The sequence below is a fragment of the Aedoeadaptatus nemausensis genome (genome assembly GCF_903819165.1).
GTDB classification, from domain to species: Bacteria; Bacillota; Clostridia; order Tissierellales; family Peptoniphilaceae; genus Aedoeadaptatus; species Aedoeadaptatus nemausensis.
This window is the reverse complement of sequence record NZ_CAIJCS010000056.1, coordinates 1-2,449: the sequence shown is the minus strand read 5'-3', so window position 1 is coordinate 2,449 and position 2,449 is coordinate 1. Positions and strand designations below refer to the sequence as shown.

At 33.8% G+C, this 2,449-nt stretch carries 3 protein-coding genes and 1 pseudogene; all 4 read left to right on the top strand.

The window, feature by feature from the left end; translation table 11 throughout:
- Positions 1 to 434, top strand: a pseudogene (locus PEPTYR26121_RS08815) (S-adenosylmethionine synthetase N-terminal domain-containing protein); the annotation flags it as partial.
- The gene (locus PEPTYR26121_RS08810; RefSeq protein ID WP_180501058.1) at positions 431 to 1,666 is read left to right on the top strand and encodes a site-specific DNA-methyltransferase; all 1,236 of its coding nucleotides are present in this window, start codon (positions 431 to 433) and stop codon (positions 1,664 to 1,666) included. The pseudogene PEPTYR26121_RS08815 and the gene PEPTYR26121_RS08810, both read left to right, overlap by 4 nt.
- A gap of 43 nt (positions 1,667 to 1,709) precedes the next feature.
- The gene (locus PEPTYR26121_RS08805; RefSeq protein ID WP_180501056.1) at positions 1,710 to 1,922 is read left to right on the top strand and encodes a DUF4314 domain-containing protein; all 213 of its coding nucleotides are present in this window, start codon (positions 1,710 to 1,712) and stop codon (positions 1,920 to 1,922) included.
- Positions 1,923 to 2,009: 87 nt separating this feature from the next.
- Entirely contained in the window at positions 2,010 to 2,378 is a 369-nt protein-coding gene (locus PEPTYR26121_RS08800; RefSeq protein WP_180501054.1) for a DUF7698 family protein, read from the top strand.
- Positions 2,379 to 2,449 lie beyond the last annotated feature (71 nt).

Here is a 2,449-nt window from a genome sequence, read left to right as displayed (position 1 = left end):
GTGAAATTTATTCCAATTATCCCTACGATGGGAAATACATCCTTGATGGAGATAAACTCATCATCTGTCAGTCAAATGTACCAACAGAAATTTTAAAATCAATTTATCCAAGAGCAATAGTAAATCCATTGGGAAATTGGACTGGAGGGTTTAATGTTGATACTGGAGCAACTAATAGAAAACTCGGCTCTGATATGGGACGAGCAGTAACTGGTGGGGGTCTTCATGGTAAAGACCTATCCAAGGCTGATGTATCGGTTAATATTTATGCCCACCTAAAGGCACAAGAAGAAAATAGAGAGATTGAATTATCCTGTGCAATCGGGGATGAAACTGTTGATGGTAGACCATATTCAGAAATTGTAGAAATTGCTAGAAACTACATTAACTCTATTGGTGGTTTTGAGGAATTTGCAAAGTGGGGGCTAATATGATTACAACAAAAGAAATGAAATTAGTGGATATCGAAAAACTTGTACCCTATGTAAATAATGCAAGAACTCACTCAGTAGACCAGATTAATAAACTACGATCATCAATTCGAGAGTTTGGTTTTATCAATCCTGTAATTATTGATAAAGACTATGGAGTTATTGCAGGCCATGGAAGAATTATGGCAGCAAAGGAAGAAGGGATAAAAGAAGTACCTTGTGTCTTTGCAGACCATTTAAATGAGGCACAGAAGAAAGCCTATATCTTAGCTGATAACAGAATGGCTCTTGATGCTGGTTGGGATGAAGAACTACTAAGAGTAGAAATTGAATCCTTAGAAGATTATGGTTTTAATGTAGAACTAACTGGCTTTTCACCAGATGAATTATCTAATATTTTTGACTTAGGAAATGATACAGAAGATGATGGTTTTGATGTAGATAAAGAATTGGGAAAACCTACTTTTTCTAAAGCTGGAGATATATGGACATTAGGTAAGCACAAACTTGTTTGTGGAGATTCTACAGATGAGATTACTTACGATAAACTTATGGGAGAATCAAAAGCAAATCTTATCATCACAGACCCTCCATACAACGTAAACTATGAAGGATCAGCTGGGAAAATTAAAAATGACAATATGGAGCAAGGTAAATTTTATGAATTTTTACTAAGCTCCTTTTTAAATATGGAGAAGTTCCTAGCAGATGACGGTTCGATATATGTTTTCCATGCTGATACAGAAGGACTTAATTTCAGAAAGGCATTTCAAGATGCTGGATTTTATTTATCTGGTACTTGTATTTGGAAGAAACAGTCCCTTGTACTTGGAAGAAGTCCATACCAGTGGCAACATGAACCCATCCTCTATGGCTGGAAGAAAAAAGGAAAACACAACTGGTATACAGGAAGAAAAGAGTCTACCATTTGGGAATTTGATAAACCAAGAAAAAATGGCGACCACCCTACTATGAAACCTATCCCACTTTTATCTTATCCAATTAAAAATTCATCAATGACAAACTCCATTGTACTTGATCCATTTGGTGGAAGTGGAAGTACACTAATAGCTTGTGAACAGACTGATAGGATTTGTAGGATGATAGAACTTGATGAAAAATTTGTAGATGTAATTGTAAATAGATTTATTGAATTAGTTGGTAGTGATAAAGATGTAAGTCTTTTAAGAAATGGAAAAGAGTATAAGTATGAAGATGTTATTAATCTAACTTGATATAAATCAGTATTTGAGTGATATATGTATGTGAGGTGATTAGATGATTTCAAGGGAAATTATACAAAAATTAAAAGAAACTTATCATGTAGGTACAAGAGTAAAACTAATCCAAATGGAAGATGAACAGGCTCCACCAGTTGGAACCTTAGGCACAGTTTATGGGGTGGATGCCATTGGATCAATCCTTGTAAAATGGGACAATGGTTCGATGTTAAATGTAATTTTTAAGGAAGATATTATTGAAAAAATTTGAAATTTAATCTTTCTTACTGCCGTATATTGCTTGACTATTCCTCTATTGTACGGGAATATGTGTACAACAAAAGAGAAGGTATAAAAAATGAAAAAGATTGAACTACTAGAAAATATAAAAGAAAAAGAAGAATTCGAAGAAAATAAAATCAGCTACAGATTTTACTGGGCATACAGAGAATCCAGAAGAATAGGTAGAGACATCTTAAACTTTGATGATGTTGGATTTGAAGAAAACCACCAAGAAATCATAGAGAATCTTGAAAGATTTGAGATACAAGAATTTACAATTTCAGACCAGTCAACAGGTCTTATGAAAGGGTTAAAAAGTTTTAAAAGAAAAGGGTACTTTCCTATAGACTTGATTGAAATAGATACAGGAAGGACTAATTGGAACTTTAAAGAAAACAAAGAAGAAAAAGAATATACACCAGCCCTCCTTTTCAAGAGAAACTAAGAGAAAAAATAGAGAGTTAAGCAAGATAATTGCTTGACTTATCTCTTCTTGTACGGGAATATGTGTACAAC